We start from the raw sequence: 237 nt of genomic DNA, 5'->3' as shown, positions 1-237 counted from the left end.
CGGCCAGTGATTGCGAGACATAGACGAAGCCGCCATTCCACCTGATCTCGCCATTGTGGCGCACCCAGCGAACCGCGGCCTCTTGCGGATAATCGGGCTCGGGTGGCGTCCTTGGCATGGCTCGTTGCGACGGGCGGTAATGCTGGGCTGGAGTGTCCATGGCAAGCGCCTCATGCGGACGCTCCTCATTGTAGCTGCGCCGGAAGGCTTCGAAGGCCTGGCCCTGAGCCGTTCTGT

General features: G+C 63.7%; 1 pseudogene. It reads right to left on the bottom strand.

The features are described 5' to 3' along the window. A pseudogene (locus EN804_RS37015) lies at positions 1–237 on the bottom strand (integrase core domain-containing protein); the annotation flags it as partial.

The organism is Mesorhizobium sp. M8A.F.Ca.ET.161.01.1.1 (assembly GCF_004792105.1).
In the GTDB taxonomy this organism is placed as follows: Bacteria; Pseudomonadota; Alphaproteobacteria; order Rhizobiales; family Rhizobiaceae; genus Mesorhizobium.
The sequence above is the reverse complement of the archived record's forward strand: the minus strand, read 5'-3'. Positions and strand labels throughout refer to the sequence as shown.